The following is a 14,338-nucleotide window of genomic DNA, read 5'->3' as shown; positions in this document are numbered from 1 at the left end:
CCGCCGAACCCCGACAGCGCCGCACAGCCCGCCGGTCACCCCACGTACAGCCGGATCTCCCCGCCGGGCCCGGCCGCCACGCGCACCTGCGTCAGGTCCCGCACCACCACGTCCGGCTCGTGGAAGTCGGCGCGCGGTCCGACCCCCACCACCTGCATCCCGGCGGCGCGCCCGGCGGCGATTCCCGCCCCGGAGTCCTCGAACACCACGCACTCCGAGGGGGCCACACCGAGTTCCGCGGCCCCCTTGAGGAACCCCTCGGGGTCGGGCTTGCTGGCGCCGACGCTCTCGGCGGTGATCCGCACCTCGGGCAGGGCCAGGCCCGCCGCGGCCATGCGCGCGGTGGACAGGGCGACGTCCGCGGAGGTCACCAGGGCGTGCGGAAGCCCGGCGAGCGAGGCGAGGAACGCCTCGGCGCCGGGGATCGCCACCACGCCGTCCATGTCGGCGGTCTCCTCGGCGAGCATGCGCGCGTTGTCCGCGTGGTTGTGCGCCATCGGCCGGTCGGGCAGCAGCAGGGCCATGGAGGCGTACCCCTGCCGCCCGTGGACGACCTTCATGACCTCGTCGCCGTCCAGTCCGTGCCGCTCGGCCCAGCGCCGCCAGCAGCGCTCGACGACGACGTCGGAGTTCACGAGGGTGCCGTCCATGTCCAGCAGGAGGGCGCGGGCGGTCAGCACGGTGGGCACGACGGTGGCCGTCATCGGCAGCTCCAGGGCGCGGGGAACGCCGGGGGTCGCCCGGCGGGACAAGGCGGCCCCGCCCGCCGGTCAGGGAAAACGGGCGGGAGCCACTTTGTTTCTCTACGGTACAAAACGCGACCATGATCCCGCCACCGCCTCCCGGAACAGTTCACCGGCCGTTCAGCTCACGCGCTCACGGCCTCCCACAGGCTCCACAGCCCGAGGGCCGTCATCAGTGCGGCCGCGATCTTGGTGATGAGGCGCAGCGGCACCCGCTTCATCAGGGCCTTTCCGCCGACGATGCCGAGCCCGGCCACGGACCAGAGCGCGAGCACGGCACCCAGTCCGACGGACAGCGGGTCGTCGTAACGCGCCGCGAGATTCGCGGTCATGATCTGCGTCAGGTCACCGAACTCGGCGACCAGGATGAGCATGAAACCGGCCCCGGCGACCTTCCAGAAGGACTGGTTCGCGGGGCGCCGGATCTCCTCGTCACCGTCGTCCTTCTTCCGCAGCAGCACCGCCGCGCCGCCGAGGAACAGCACACCCGTCACCGCGTGCACGACCTGCTGCGGCAGCAGCGTGAGCACGCTGCCCGCCGCCACGGCGAGCGCGACATGGAGCGCGAAGGCGGCGGCGACACCGGCGAAGACGTAGGACGCGCGGTAGCGGGTGCCGAGCACGAGCCCGGCCAGGGCCGTCTTGTCCGGCAGCTCGGCGAGGAAGACGACGCCGAAGACGACGGCGGTCACGGTGATGCTGATCAAGGTTCCTCAATCGGTCGGGGCTGCCCCACCGAGAGTGTTACCGCGTAAAAAAGACACCTCGGCACGGCAGCACACAGTCAGTGCACTGCAGGCCGAAGGTCTCGCTGGCGAGGTCCGCGAGGAACCTGCCTCCGGGCGCCGGCTCAGACGAGCTGAGCAGTATGTCGACGGTCCGGCGAAGAGCTACTCCCCTTCAACGCCATCCATCATACGAGATCATTTCGCCGTACATCTTGTCGTGTCATGCACACGTCACTAACTTCTCACCCGGCGCACACCTCCCCGCAACGCGGCGAGGCGAGCATTCCTTCGCCCGCACGCCCCAACACCCCCACCCCCCAAGGGAGTTCGCATGCCGAAGTTCTACGCGCGTCGACGGCTGAGCATACTCGCGGCGTTCACCGGTCTCATAGCCTCGGTCGGACTTTTCAACGGCCCGACCGCCTCCGCCGCCCTCCCGACGCCGGTCAGCGCCGCCACCGCCCGCACCTACCTCGCCTCGCTCACCGTGGCGACCGAGGACCGCACCGGCTACAACCGCGACCTCTTCCCGCACTGGATCACCATCTCCGGCACCTGCAACACCCGCGAGACGGTCCTCAAGCGCGACGGCTCCAACGTCGTCACCGACTCCTCCTGCGCCGCCACCAGCGGCAGCTGGTACTCCCCCTACGACGGCGCGACCTGGACCGCCGCCTCCGACCTCGACATCGACCACCTGGTGCCGCTCGCCGAGGCCTGGGACTCCGGTGCCAGCGCCTGGACCACCTCGCAGCGCCAGGCCTTCGCCAACGACCTGACCCGCCCGCAGCTCATCGCGGTCACCGACAACGTCAACCAGGCCAAGGGCGACCAGGACCCGGCCACCTGGATGCCGTCGGTCACCTCGTACCGCTGCACCTACGTCCGCGCCTGGGTCCAGGTGAAGTACTACTACGACCTCTCGGTCGACTCCGCCGAGAAGAGCGCGCTGACGAGCTACCTCGCCAACTGCTGACGATTCAACGACGGAACCTCCCCACCGGCCGCCGTCGTTCCGTACCGTACGGGGCGACGGAGGAGGATCGCGTGGCCGAACTTCGGTTGGGACCGCTGCTCAGGTATGTCGACGGCTCGTCCGCGACCGTGTGGGTCGAGGCGAGCCGTCCGTGCACCGCCGAGGTGCGCGGAGCGCAGGGCGCGCAGGGCGCGCACGGCGGGATCCGCACCTTCCAGATCGCCGGCCACCACTACGCCCTGATCCCGGTGACCGGCCTGACCCCCGGGACCTCGCAGCCGTACGAGGTGTTCCTGGACGGCACCCGGGTGTGGCCGCTGCCCGGCTCCCCGTTCCCGGCGTCGGTGATCCGCGCCCCCGCCGACGGCGACACCGTCCGTGTCACCTTCGGCTCCTGCCGCTGGGCGGCCCCGCCGGACGGCGGGAAGGACCCCGTGGGCCCGGACGCCCTGGACACCCTGGCGGCCCGGATCGCGGCCGACCCGGACGGTGAACGCCCGGACGTGCTGGTGCTGCTGGGCGACCAGGTCTACGCCGACGAGACCTCCGAGGCCACCCGGCGCTGGCTCGCCGCCCGCCGCGATCTGCGCGACCCCCCGGGCAGCCAGGTCGCGGACTATGAGGAGTACACCCGCCTCTACCACGAGTCGTGGCTCGACCCCGAGGTGCGCTGGCTGCTGTCCACCGTGCCCAGTTGCCAGATCTTCGACGATCACGACGTCATCGACGACTGGAACACCTCGGCTGCCTGGCTGGAGGACATGCGGGCCACCCCGTGGTGGCAGGAGCGGCTGCTGAGCGGCCTGATGTCGTACTGGGTGCACCAGCACCTCGGCAACCTCACCCCGGACGAGCTCGCCGCCGACCCGCTCTACGCCGCCGTCCGCCGGACACCGGACGGCACCGAGGAGTTGCGGGCCTTCGCCGGCAAGGCCGACGCCGATCGGTCCTCGGTGCGCTGGAGTTACCGGCGGGACTTCGGAAGGGTACGGCTGCTGATGGTGGACACCCGGGCGGCCCGCGTCCTCGACGAGGAGCACCGGGCGATGCTCGACCCGGGCGAGGCGGAGTGGCTGCGCGAACAGGCCCTGGCCGACCGGGAGTCGTACGACCATCTCCTCCTCGGCACCTCCCTGCCCTGGCTGCTGCCCCACCTGGTGCACGACGCCGAGACGTGGAACGCGGCGCTGTGCCGGGGCGAACGCGGGGCGCGCTGGGCCCGGTTCGGGGAGGACCTGCGGCGCCGGGCCGACCTGGAGCACTGGGCGGCGTTCCCCGCCTCCTTCGACGCGCTGGCCGGGCTGATCGCCGAGGCGGGGTCGGGGCCGGGGGCACCGGCGACGGTCCTGGTGCTCTCCGGGGACGTGCATCACGCGTACGTGGCCGAGCCGGCCTGGCGGTCCGGCGGCCCGGACGCCCGGGTCCTTCAGCTGACCTGTTCCCCGGTCCACAACTCCATCCCGCTGTCCATGCGCCTCGGTTTCCGGTTCGGCTGGAGTGCGGCGGCCCGCTTCCTGGGCCGCCGTTTCGCCGGTCACGCCGGCTGTCCGCGCCCGCCGGTGAACTGGCGGCGGACGGGCGGGCCGTGGTTCGGCAACCAGCTCATGACCCTGACGCTGCGGGGGCGTTCGGCCGGGCTGCGGCTGGAGCAGGCGCGGGCGAAGGGCGCACTGAGGACGGTGAAGGAGTCCACTCTCACGGCCACTTGAGTGACGGACGGGGCGGCCGTCAAGGGGCTGTCCGGCGGGCGCCCGGCGAGGCGTGGATTCGGTCACGCTTTCGGGCGCCGACACGGTGGCGCGGGAGGCCCTGCGTACCGCGCCACGTGCGACTACCGGCGAACCAGAAGCTCAAGGGGAGGAAAACTCGTGGCTAAATGTTGAACTTGCAAGCATTGCTGAGATCGACCTAGCGTGGAGTGCTCGCACGGTTCCGTCCCCCACACCGGTCCTCCCCACGGACCGGTCCGACCGTAGGAGTACTCCCCCATGACCGGACGCCTCAACAGCGCCCAGCCGTACGTCCTCGGCCTGTTCCGTATCGTCGTCGGACTGCTCTTCACCTGCCACGGCGCCGCCTCGCTCTTCGGTGTCCTCGGTAGCAGCAGCATTCCGGCCGGCACCTGGCCCGGCTGGTACGCGGCCATGATCCAGCTGATCGGCGGCCCCCTCGTCCTGCTCGGCCTCGGCACCCGTGCCGCCGCGTTCCTCGCCTCGGGCTCGATGGCCTACGCGTACTTCAAGGTCCACCAGCCCGCGGCCCTGTGGCCGATGGAGAACGGCGGCGAGGCCTCGGTGATGTTCTGCTGGGCCTTCCTGCTGCTGGTGTTCACCGGCTCCGGCGCCTTCGGCGTCGACCGGCTGTTCGCCCGGCGCGCGTCGGCCGGCGCCGAACGCCCGGCTGCGGAGAAGACACCCGTGACCGCCTGATCCGCCGGAACGTGCCACCCGGGTGAACATCCCGTGCGGAACACACGAGCCCCCCATGAACCTCCTGTCACAGCCCCGGCGTACGCTGTATGGCTGTTACGGGGGAAAACGGGGAGTGACGGTGTTCGAGAGTCTCGGGAGTGTGGGCGCGCTGACCGGCAGCCCATGGATCTACGCGCTGGTGGCCGCGTCGGTCCTGCTCGATGTGTTCCTGCCGGTCCTGCCCAGCGGTGTCCTCGTCATCACGGCCGCCACCGCGGCGGCCGCGGGCAGCGCGGCGGGCAAGGTCCCGGCGGACGTCCCCGACATCCTGCTGCTCACCCTCTGCGCCGCCACCGCCTCCGTCCTCGGCGACCTGGTGGCGTACCGGCTGGCCTGGCGCGGCGGCGACCGGCTGGACCGCGCCATCGCCCGTTCGCGCCGGCTGACCACCGCGCAGGAACGTCTCGGCTCGGCCCTCGCCCGCGGCGGCGGCCCGCTGGTGGTCCTCGCCCGCTTCGCCCCGGCCGGCCGCTCGGTCGTCTCCTTCATCGCGGGCGCCGCCCACCGCCGCGTCCGCGAGTTCCTGCCCTGGTCCGCGCTGGCGGGCCTGGCCTGGGCGGCGTACAGCGTCGCCCTCGGCTACTACGGCGCCCAGTGGCTCGGCACGACCTGGCTGGCGACGGGCGTGTCCGTACTGGCGCTGTTCGGCGCGGGGGCCGGGGCGGCGTACGTCATGCGCCGCCAGCCCGCGTAGCTACCCGGCCTTCCGCGCGGCACCGCGCACTTCGAGCCCTGCCAGCAACTCGGCCGTGGCCTCGGCGACCGCGTCCACGGCGCGGTCGAACACCTCCTGGTTATGGGCGGCGGGCGCCCGGAAGCCGGAGACCTTGCGCACGTACTGGAGGGCGGCGGCGCGGATCTCCTCCTCCGTCGCCTCCTCGGGCAACACGGGCGGGCGAAGAGTCTTGATGCTGCGGCACATGTCTCAAGTGTGGCCCGGCCGCCGGAATAGCGCGGGGCATCGGCCGGATTGTGCAGTACATGACTTCCGTGGAGATCCTTTACGTCGGCGGCCCGACCTCTCTGATCACGCTCGGCGGGGTGCGCCTGCTGACCGACCCGACCTTCGACGCGCCCGGCGAGTACACCGTCGGCTCCCGCTCGCTGGTGAAGACGACCGGCCCCGCGGTCACCGCGGCCGAACTGGGCCCGGTGGACGCCGTCCTGCTCTCCCACGACCACCACCCGGACAACCTGGACACCGCGGGCCGGGCCTTCGCCCGCTCCGCGCCCCTGGTGCTGTCCACGCCCTCGGCCCAGGACCGCATCGGCGCTCCCGTCCGCGCCCTGCCCACGTGGGACCACACCGAGGTCGGCGGGGTCCGTGTCACCGCCGTCCCCGCCCTGCACGGCCCCAAGGGCTCCGAGCCCGTCGTCGGCCAGGTCACCGGGTTCGTGCTGTCCGGAGCGGGACTGCCGAAGGTGTACGTCAGCGGCGACAACGCCGACCTGGACCTGGTGCGGGAGATCGCCGACCGCGAGGGCCCCTTCGACGTGGCGGTCCTGTTCGCGGGAGCGGCCCGCACCCCCCTCGTGCCGGACGCCCCGCTCACCCTGACCAGCGAGTGGGCGGCGGAGGCGGCCGTGACACTGGGCGCCCGGCATGTCGTACCGCTGCACTTCGAGCACTGGGGTCACTTCACGCAGGACGGGGCGACGCTGACGAAGGCGTTCGCGGAGGCGGGCCTGACCGACCGGCTGCACCTGCTGACGCCCGGGGCGAGCGTCCGCCTGCCCTGACCCCCGGCCCGTCTGCGATGATCCTTCCCGAGGCGGCCACCGTCCAAGGGGCCGACCGGAGAAGGGACTTCATGTCATGGCGCACGACACGCACGACACGCACGACACCCGCGACGACAAGCTCACCGTGGCGGTGCTCGGCCCCGGCGGCATCGGCGGCCTGCTCGCCGGGCTGCTGGCCCGGGCCGGGCACCGGGTGATCTGCCTGGCCGGAGAGGAGACCGCCGAGGCGCTGCGGACGTCCGGCATCCGGGTCCGCAGCGGTGTCTTCGGCGACTTCACCGCCCGGGTCGAGGCGGACACCGAACTGCGCACGCCGGTGGACGTCTGCCTGGTCGCCGTGAAGCACACGGCCCTCGACACGGCCCTGGACCGCGTCCCGCCGGCGGCGCTGGGCGAGGCGCTGCTCGTGCCGTTCCTCAACGGCGTGGAGCACCCGGCGGCCCTGCGCGCCCGCTACCGGGCCGACCTGGTGGCCCCGGCGGTCATCCGCGTGGAGTCGACGCGGGTGGCACCGGGCGAGATCGAGCACGGCAGCCCCTTCGCCGAGATCGACCTCACGGGGGACGGGGTGGCGAAGGAGCGCCTGGTGTCGCTGGCCGAGGTGCTCGGCGCGGCGGGCCCGACGACCCGCGTCCTGCCGGACGAGACGGCGACGCTGTGGGCGAAGATGTCGTTCCTGGCCCCCTTCGCCCTGCTGACCACGCGGTACGGGGTGCCGCTGGGCGAGGTACGCACCGCCCGCCGCGACGAGCTGACGGCTCTGGTCGAGGAGACGGCCGCGATCAGCCGCGCCGCGGGCGGCCCGGCGGACCCCGCCCAGGCCCTGGCCCGCTACGACGCGTTCCCGCCGCAGACCAAGTCCTCCATGCAGCGTGACGCCGAGACCGGCCGCCCGCTCGAACTCGACGCGATCGGCGGGGCGTTGCTGCGCGCGGCCGAACGGTCCGGGGTGCCGGCGCCGGTGACGGAGCGCCTGGTGCGCGAGCTGCGGGCCGCCGGTCACTGAGCCGCGGAGCCGCACGCGGCCGCGCCGGGCGCCCTCGGAGGCGCCGGACACGGCACGGCCGCCGCCGGGTGCGGACGGGTACGGCACGCTGCCCGCGCCCTGCGGCGGCAACCCGTTCGCATGAACCACCCCCGGAAACTCGCACCCCTAAATCGAACAGGCGTAGCATTGCTCCGTGGCTACGACCTATGACTTTCCGAGTGACCTCCTCGCCGGTCAGGAGGAGCTGCATCAGGTCCGGGCCGAGCTGTCGGCCCTGCTCAAGCGGCTGCCCTGGTCGGTCGAGCCGCTGGACGGATTCAGCGACACCGCGGGCTGGCGCAAGGTGGAGCGCCCCGCCTCGCCCGGCTGGACGGCCGACGAACAGGCCGAGGTGGAGAAGCTCCGGCAGCGCGAGCACGAACTCGCCGTCTTCGTCAGCGGCCACCGCTTCTGGGCGGAGGTCGCGGCGGGGGAACGGGTGGATGCCCGGATGCGCCTGAAGCACGTACCGGACGAAACGGAGTGACACGACGAAGGGGACCCCGGCCGCTCTCGGCCGGGGTCCCCTTCACGCTGGTGGGCGCGGACGGTTTCGAACCGCCGACATCCTGCTTGTAAGGCAGGCGCTCTACCCCTGAGCTACGCACCCCCACCCCGGGCCGGTGCGCCCAGGACGAGTCGACAGCCTACCTTGCCCTGGGCACTGCCCTGCAAACCCGTTCCGCCTCTCAGGGTTCTCCGGGGGTTTTCCCCACCCCCGATCCGGGAGCGTCCCGGATCCCGCGGCCGGCCCCCGGTCCGTACGGTCGAAGAGACTCGTCAGTCGGCATCAGGGGGAACTGTCATGGACCGCACCGCCATCGCCCGCGCGGCTCTCGCCGCCGGAGCCGTCGTCCTGATCGGAGCGGTCAGCGCCTGCGGTGCCTCCGCGGGGGACGACAAACATCCCGACCAGCGGGCCTTCACACTGCGCGGGTACACCCTCACCATCGACTCCGACGACTCCGCGCTGGAGATCGTCGCCGCCGACGACGCCGAGGCGGGCCGGGTCGAGGTGACCCGGTGGTTCCAGGGCTCGGTCGCCCTCGGGAAGGACCCCGGGGTGACCTGGTCGATGACGGGCGACCGCCTGAAGCTGCGGATGCACTGCTCCGGCGTGGTCGCCGACTGCGCGGCCAAGCACCGTATCGAGGTGCCGCGCGGGGTCGCCGTGAAGGTCGAGGACGGGGACGGCAGCGTGCGGGCGCGGGGGTTCGAGGACGCGCTGAGCATCCGCACCGGGGACGGGTCCGTCCAGGTCACCGACACCAGCGGGCCGCTCGACCTGAAGACCGGCGACGGCTCGGTGCACGCGGATGTCACCTCGCGCGAGATCCGGACCGAGACCGGCGACGGCTCCGTGCACCTCGAACTGGGCGCCGCACCGGACCGGGTGGAGTCCAGGAGCGGGGACGGCTCCGTCACCCTCGACCTGCCCAAGACCGCCTACCGCGTCGCCACCCGGACCGGCGACGGCGGCGTGGACGTCTCCGTCCCCCGGGACGGGTCCAGCCCGCACGTCATATCCGTGCGCACCGGCGACGGCAAAGTCACCGTCAGGACCGCGAACTAACCGGCCCGTGTGTTCGTCCTTAACCGGTGGGAGAATGACACCGGGCCGGACGGATGACAGCACGGGAGAGGGATGTGACGGCGACACCAGCACAGCCGTACTCGCCGGCACAGCCGTACTCACCGTCGGCACCACGCGTCCGCTCAGCCCTCCGCGACACCCTCACCCTCGTCGCCCTGCCCCTGGTGGCCGCCCTCGCGCTGCCCGCGGCGTTCGCCGGCGGTGGCACCCGGCGCTGGTTCGGCGGCCGGTCCGAGAGCCAGCGGGCCGAGGCACAGGCCGCGAAGGACGCCGCCGCGGCCGCGTTCTACGAGCTCGACACCGCCCAGCGCGACCTGCGGATCTCGATAGAGACCATCACGGCCGTCGACGACACCCCCGCCGCCCGGCGGGCCGTCTCCGACTTCGAGGCACTGGGCCGCCGCATCGACGAGGCCAGCAGCCAGTACATCAACGCCGTCGACGCCCACGACCTCGACCGGGACGACCTGGAGGCGTCGGCCGCGGCCCGCGCACGCGCCGAGCTGACCGCCGCCAAGGACGAGCTCGGGCGGGTCAAGCAGGACCTCGACCGGTTCGCGGACGGCCTCGGGCCGCTGCTCGGCAAGGCCGAGACCCAGCTGGCCCGCCTCGCCCCGGCGGTCGAGCGGGCCCGGCAGGGACTGCTGGCGGCCTCCAACGCCCTGGACGCGGTACGGCAGTCGGGGCTGAAGGCCGACGACCTCGCCGCCCGCCTCGCCGCCCTCGGCCCCGAGCTGACCAAGCTCAACCAGGGTGCCGGGCAGCACGGCGTGCCGCAGACCGTGGAGCGTGCCGAGCGGGTCGCCCGGGCGGCCGAGGCGGTCCGCGTGGAGGCCGAGCGGCTGCCGGAGAAGGCCGCGGAGATCGACCACCGGCTGGTCTCGCTGCGCACCCGCGCACAGGCCCTCACCACCCGTGCCGGCCAGGTCGATCCGGTCCTCAGCGAGCTGCGGCGGCGCTTCGCCGCGGCCTGCTGGCAGGACCTCCAGCAGGTCCCCGGCCAGGCAGAGGAGAACGTCCGGCAGGCCGAGCTGAAGCTGCGCGAGGCGCAGACCGCCCGCGACGCCCAGCGCTGGCCGGACGCGACGGCCCTGCTGTCCACGGTGCGGGCCCTGCTGAACTCCACCGACGAGTCCGTGTCGGCGGCCGGTGACCGGCTGCGCCGGCTGAACGCCGTGCAGAAGGACCCGCAGCAGGAGATCGACCGGACGCGGTTCGCGATCCGGGACGCGCAGCGGCTGGCCATGTCGGGCCGCAACACCCCCGACCCGCGGCACGCCCGCCCCCTGGACGACTCCGTGGCCCGGCTGGAGCGGGCGATCGGCACGCTGGAGGGACGGCACCCCGACTACTGGCACTTCCTCACCGAGACAGAGGCGGTGCGGCAGACGGTGGCGCGGGTGGTGGCGCAGATCCGGGACGAGCGGGGAGCTGGGCCGCACTGACGGTTAGCCTGTGCGCATGCCTCGTTATGAGTACCGCTGCCGGAGCTGCGGCGACACCTTTGAGTTGAGCCGGCCGATGGCCGAGTCGTCGGCGCCCGCCTCCTGCCCCGTGGGGCACGAGGACACGGTGAAGTTGTTGTCGACGGTGGCTGTGGGGGGTACGGCACGCGGTACCGCAGCGCCGGCGCCTCAGGGGGGCGGCGGCTGCTGCGGTGGAGGGTGTTGCGGCTAGTTCTCAGGTGCGGGCGTGGGGGCTGGTCGCGCCCGTGCGGCGGTAGCCGCACATGCAACACGGCCCCGCGCCCCTCACGGCGTCGGCGTGCGCGTCGCCTTCAGGAACTCCCGGAGAATCCGCTCTCCCGCCAGCACCCCTCGCTCCGGCAGTGCCGTGATCGTCGGCGCCGCCCACCCGGCGTCCGCCAGCTCCCCGTGCCCCGGCCGCCAGCTCCGGTCCGCGGCCAGCAGCAGGTCGGCGTCGAGCAGGGAGTCGCCCGCGGCCAGCGTCAGTTCCGCCCCCGTGCGCCGGGCCACCTCCCGCATCGCCGCGCTCTTCGTGAGCGGCTTCGGGACGGCGTAGATCTTGCGGCCCTGGAGGGAGACCGTCCAGCCGCGGTTCTCCGCCCAGACCGCGAGCTCCTTCACCCAGTCCTCGGGCAGCAGCTCGCGCTCGACGACGAGGTAGGCGAAGAGGTCCTCCGCGACCCGGTGCTTGCGCACCCACGCCGGGTCGGCGGACGCCATCAGATGGTCGCGGATCTCCGCCAGCGGGGCGCACTCGTCGGCCAGCCGCGCCTGCACGCGGGCGTGCCAGTCGGCGTCCGAGACGCCGTCCACCAGCAGGTGGCCGCCGTTGGCGCAGATCGCGTACGTGGGCGCCGGGCCAGGGAGGTTGATGCGCTGGTACTGCTTGCGGGTCCGGGTCGTGGTCGGCACGAACACCGCCGCGTCCCCGAGGTCGGCCAGCAGCCCGGCGGCCGTCTCCGTCAGGTAGGACAGGGGCTTGCTCTCGTGCACCTCGACGCAGAGCAGCCGCGGCGCCCGCGCGTCCGGCATGGTCAGCGCGAGGGCCGCCGCGGAGTAGATGAGCGTACGGTCGAGGTCGCTCGCCACCAGCACCGGCATCAGACCGCCACCGCCTTGCCGTCGGCGCCGGTCGCGCCCCGCGTGTACTTGGGGTGGATCAACCCCACGCAGGTGTAGGGCAGTTCGGCGACCTCTTCCACCGGTACGCCTCGCTGCTCGGCCAGCAGCCGTACGTGGTCCAGGTCTGCGCCCGCTCCGGCCCGCGCGAGGATCTTCCACGGTACGCGGCGCAGCAGCACCCGGGTGGTCTCGCCGACGCCGGGCTTGACGAGGTTCACGTCGTGGATGCCGTACTCCTCACTGATGCGTTCGACGGCCGCCCAGCCCTCCCAGGTGGGCTCGCGGTCGCCCGACAGCAGCTCCTTGACCTGCTGTTCCACGGAGTCCGCGACCTCGGGGAAGGTGGCGGACACGGCATCCAGGAAGTCCACGGAGACGTCCGCGCCGGCGAGTTCGCGGTAGAACTTCGCGCCGTGGAAGTCGTTCGGGCCGACGAGGTCGGCGCGCAGGACGGTACGGGAGATCAGGCCGGAGACAGTGGAGTTGAGGCAGGCGGAGGGGATGAGGAAGTCCTCGCGGGTGCCGTACGTGCGCACACAGGAGCCCGGGTCGGCGAGGACCGCGATCTCCGGGTCGAAGCCGGTGGCGCCGCCCGCGGCCTCGAACTCCTTGATCGCGTCGGCGAGTTCACGGGTGATGGCGCCCTTGCCGGTCCAGCCGTCGACGAAGACGACGTCGGCGGGGTCGTGGTGGGCGGCCAGCCAGCGCAGCGCGTTGGCGTCGATGCCGCGGCCACGGACGATCGAGACGGCGTAGTGCGGAAGATCCAGGCCGTGCCGGAACTTGGCCCAGCGGCGCATCAGCACGCCGACGGGGGTGCCCGCGCGGGCCAGCGAGACGAGGACGGGCCGCGGCGAACGCTCTTCGAGGACGATCTCGGTCACGGCACCGACCGCCTGCGCGAGCCGGGCCGCGGAGGCGTCGAGGGCGGTGTGGAACAGCTGCTGGTACTGCTCGCTCGGCTGGTACTCCACCGGCAGCGACTCGGCGTAGTGCGCGCCGCCGCTCTGGATGGCCTCCTCGCGCTCCTCGGTCGGCGCCTCCAGCGTCACGTCCGAGAGGTCCTGGAGCAGCCAGCCGACCTCGTCGGGGGCGTACGAGGAGAAGGCGGGGCCGCGGAGGGGCTCGGGGAGCATGGTGGGCCTTTCGGGGACGTACGACGGGACGACCGCGAGCAGTATGTGCGGCGCGGTCTCGGCCAGCTGGGCCAACAGGCCGTCGGCGGCGTGCAGTTCGGGGGTGTCGGCGGCGGAGTCGACCACCGCGACCACCACGTCGAAACCGGCGCCGGCGATGTTGTACGCGTAGCGGTCGCCCGGGCCGTCGGCGGGGTCGTCATGGGCGGGGAAGACCAGGCGGCTGCGTATCGCGTAGCCGGGGTCGTCGACCGCCAGGACGGGCGAGCGGGTGGTGGTGGAGTAGGTGACCTCGATGCCTCCCGCGACCTGCTCCAGTTCGCGGGCGAGTCTCAGGGGCGCGTACATCAGCTCCTCGAAGCCGAGGACGTGTATGCGGCGGGCCTGGGCCGGGAGCGCTTCCGCCAGGCGGGCGGTCATCTCGGGAAGGGCGGCTTCGAGGCGGGTGCGGTGGGCGGGGGTGAAGCCGTGGCGTCCGCCGTCGGGGAGGTTGTGCGGCCAGTGGAGGTCCACTCGGTCCGCTTTCGGCTGCGGGACGGCGGAGGCTGGTCGCGCCCGCGCGGCGGTGGCCGCAGATCCAGCACAGCCCCGCGCCGCCGGGGCGTCCGAGTACTCGGCGACAAGAGCCTGGCCCTTCTCCAGTACCCCCTCCGGCAGGCGTACGTTCCCCGAAGCCGCCGCCACCAGGTCCACCCTCGCGCCGATCTCCCGCGCGAACTCCTCCAGGCGCCCCGCGTCCGCCTGCGACCTCATGTCGACCAGCGCCACGACCACGTACCGGCCCCGCGGATAGCGCTCGTGCAGGTCCCTGATCGTGTTCAGGACGGTGTTGCCCGTCGAGAACTCGTCGTCGACCAGCACCAGCGGACCGTCACCGGCCAGCAGCCCCGCGTCCTCCGGGAGCAGCAGATGGGACGTCGCGTGGGAGTGGGACTCCTCGAAGCCGCCCGCCTGGGCGACGCCGGCGACCGGGCGGCGGGTGGAGTGCAGGTACGGGGCCGTGCCCAGGCCGTCGGCGACCGAGTGGCCGAGGCCCGTCGCGGTCTCCGCGTAGCCGAGGACGACCGCGGTGGCCGCCTCCGCGCCGAGGAGGTCGCGCACCCGGCGGCCGAGGGCGAACCCATGGCCGTACACCACCGTCGGCGACTGCGGTACGTGCTTGCCGAGCACGTGGGAGACGAGGAGGTGGGCCCGCTTGGGGTTGCGGCGCAGGGCCAGGCCGAGGAGGTCGGTCAGGCTCGCGTCGCCGACGAGTTCGACCCCCAGGCGCTCGGCGACCCAGGTGCCGGACCAGAGGGTGTCCGGCACCTTGCTGTTCACTGCGTTGTTCAT

15 protein-coding genes and 1 tRNA gene are annotated in these 14,338 nt (G+C 72.9%); 10 read left to right on the top strand and 6 right to left on the bottom strand.

Annotation, left to right across the window (positions count from 1 at the left end; translation table 11 throughout):
- Positions 1–35: 35 nt before the first annotated feature.
- On the bottom strand, positions 36–704 hold the full coding sequence (locus DI272_RS34445) for an HAD-IA family hydrolase (protein WP_109499094.1): 669 nt from the start codon (positions 702–704) through the stop codon (positions 36–38).
- Between the two features lie 164 nt (positions 705–868).
- Positions 869–1,450, bottom strand: coding sequence for a TMEM165/GDT1 family protein (locus tag DI272_RS34440; protein ID WP_109499093.1), 582 nt, complete (start codon positions 1,448–1,450; stop codon positions 869–871).
- Positions 1,451–1,802: 352 nt separating this feature from the next.
- On the opposite strand from DI272_RS34440, the gene DI272_RS34435 reads away from it, so the two are divergent.
- The 4 genes from DI272_RS34435 (at position 1,803) to DI272_RS34415 (ending at position 5,612) form a co-directional block, all read left to right on the top strand.
- A complete protein-coding gene (locus DI272_RS34435; protein WP_109499092.1) occupies positions 1,803–2,447 on the top strand; it encodes an HNH endonuclease family protein in 645 nt (214 codons plus the stop codon).
- Between the two features lie 71 nt (positions 2,448–2,518).
- Complete coding sequence (locus DI272_RS34430; RefSeq protein ID WP_109499091.1) at positions 2,519–4,156, top strand: alkaline phosphatase D family protein; 1,638 nt, start codon at positions 2,519–2,521, stop codon at positions 4,154–4,156.
- Positions 4,157–4,435: 279 nt separating this feature from the next.
- Positions 4,436–4,876 carry a DoxX family protein gene (locus DI272_RS34420; protein ID WP_109499089.1) on the top strand — a complete coding sequence of 147 codons (441 nt, stop codon included), beginning with the start codon at positions 4,436–4,438 and terminating at the stop codon, positions 4,874–4,876.
- 121 nt (positions 4,877–4,997) lie between these two features.
- Positions 4,998–5,612 (top strand): DedA family protein, encoded by a 615-nt coding sequence (locus tag DI272_RS34415; protein WP_109501205.1) that lies wholly within the window; start codon positions 4,998–5,000, stop codon positions 5,610–5,612.
- Here the strand turns inward: DI272_RS34415 and DI272_RS34410 are convergent, their stop codons facing one another.
- Complete coding sequence (locus DI272_RS34410; protein ID WP_109499088.1) at positions 5,613–5,840, bottom strand: DUF2277 domain-containing protein; 228 nt, start codon at positions 5,838–5,840, stop codon at positions 5,613–5,615. It abuts the gene before it with no gap.
- Between the two features lie 59 nt (positions 5,841–5,899).
- Between DI272_RS34410 and DI272_RS34405 the strand changes: the two genes are divergently transcribed.
- From DI272_RS34405 to DI272_RS34395, 3 genes are all read left to right on the top strand, one after another.
- Positions 5,900–6,658 (top strand): MBL fold metallo-hydrolase, encoded by a 759-nt coding sequence (locus tag DI272_RS34405; RefSeq protein ID WP_181387410.1) that lies wholly within the window; start codon positions 5,900–5,902, stop codon positions 6,656–6,658.
- Positions 6,659–6,734: 76 nt separating this feature from the next.
- Positions 6,735–7,667, top strand: coding sequence for a ketopantoate reductase family protein (locus tag DI272_RS34400; RefSeq protein ID WP_109499086.1), 933 nt, complete (start codon positions 6,735–6,737; stop codon positions 7,665–7,667).
- Positions 7,668–7,842: 175 nt separating this feature from the next.
- Positions 7,843–8,175, top strand: a complete 333-nt coding sequence (locus DI272_RS34395; RefSeq protein ID WP_109499085.1) for a hypothetical protein — start codon at positions 7,843–7,845, stop codon at positions 8,173–8,175.
- A gap of 48 nt (positions 8,176–8,223) precedes the next feature.
- Here the strand turns inward: DI272_RS34395 and DI272_RS34390 are convergent.
- Positions 8,224–8,298 (bottom strand) — tRNA-Val (locus DI272_RS34390).
- A 195-nt stretch (positions 8,299–8,493) separates the two neighbouring features.
- Between DI272_RS34390 and DI272_RS34385 the strand changes: the two genes are divergently transcribed.
- The 3 genes from DI272_RS34385 to DI272_RS34375 all read left to right on the top strand — a co-directional run bounded on the left by DI272_RS34385 (position 8,494) and on the right by DI272_RS34375 (position 10,959).
- Positions 8,494–9,261, top strand: coding sequence for a DUF4097 family beta strand repeat-containing protein (locus DI272_RS34385; RefSeq protein WP_109499084.1), 768 nt, complete (start codon positions 8,494–8,496; stop codon positions 9,259–9,261).
- Positions 9,262–9,335: 74 nt separating this feature from the next.
- Positions 9,336–10,727 (top strand): hypothetical protein, encoded by a 1,392-nt coding sequence (locus tag DI272_RS34380; protein ID WP_109499083.1) that lies wholly within the window; start codon positions 9,336–9,338, stop codon positions 10,725–10,727.
- 16 nt (positions 10,728–10,743) lie between these two features.
- A complete protein-coding gene (locus DI272_RS34375) occupies positions 10,744–10,959 on the top strand; it encodes a zinc ribbon domain-containing protein (RefSeq protein ID WP_109499082.1) in 216 nt (71 codons plus the stop codon).
- Positions 10,960–11,033: 74 nt separating this feature from the next.
- Here the strand turns inward: DI272_RS34375 and DI272_RS34370 are convergent, their stop codons facing one another.
- Positions 11,034–11,849, bottom strand: a complete 816-nt coding sequence (locus DI272_RS34370; protein WP_109499081.1) for an HAD family hydrolase — start codon at positions 11,847–11,849, stop codon at positions 11,034–11,036.
- The gene (locus DI272_RS34365) at positions 11,849–14,338 is read right to left on the bottom strand and encodes a phosphoribosyltransferase (RefSeq protein WP_109499080.1); all 2,490 of its coding nucleotides are present in this window, start codon (positions 14,336–14,338) and stop codon (positions 11,849–11,851) included. The genes DI272_RS34370 and DI272_RS34365 overlap by 1 nt, the downstream gene beginning before the upstream one ends.

Source organism: Streptomyces sp. Act143, assembly GCF_003143935.1.
GTDB lineage: Bacteria > Actinomycetota > Actinomycetes > Streptomycetales > Streptomycetaceae > Streptomyces.
This window is presented reverse-complemented; position numbering and strand designations above follow the sequence as displayed.